The 510-nt window shown below is 43.7% G+C and carries 1 pseudogene; it reads left to right on the forward strand.

What is annotated here, in order from left to right:
- Positions 1-193: 193 nt before the first annotated feature.
- Positions 194-510 (forward strand): annotated as a pseudogene (locus R7Z49_RS27775) (carboxypeptidase M32); the annotation flags it as partial.

Genomic DNA, 510 nt, shown 5'->3' on the forward strand with positions numbered 1-510 from the left:
TCATCAATACCGCCAATCAACTCGATTCGCAAGCTTCTTTTTTAAGAGCGCTATACAACCGGATGAATTTGTGGACAATGAGACGTCATTAAATGTTAATTATTAGTAAATTAACTTCAGTTGCTTAGCGCGACTTGATGTGAAGGACCCTTTTCGGGTGTTTAGGGAAAGAACAAAAATAAGAGTAGTCACAATGAATGCATTTACAAAACTCGTCGAACATTCAAAAAAAGTCGCCAACTTTGGCCATTTATTAGAAATTGTAGGCTGGGATCAAGCTGCTGTGATGCCATCAGGCGGTGCTGAAGCACGCTCCAACGCAATGGCTGAACTTGAAGTACACATCCACTCGCTCATGACTCAGCCGCATCTTGAGGATCTATTTGCACAAGCAGAAGAAGAAACCCTCGCCACGCAAGAGCGAGCCATGTTACGTGAAATGAAACGCGAGTGGCCGCTTGCAAACCTTCTTCCAGAATCATTAGTTCAAGCAAGTTCTCTTGCCGGTTC

It is taken from the genome of Vibrio sp. 1562, from assembly GCF_033340155.1.
Classification (GTDB): domain Bacteria; phylum Pseudomonadota; class Gammaproteobacteria; order Enterobacterales; family Vibrionaceae; genus Vibrio; species Vibrio alginolyticus.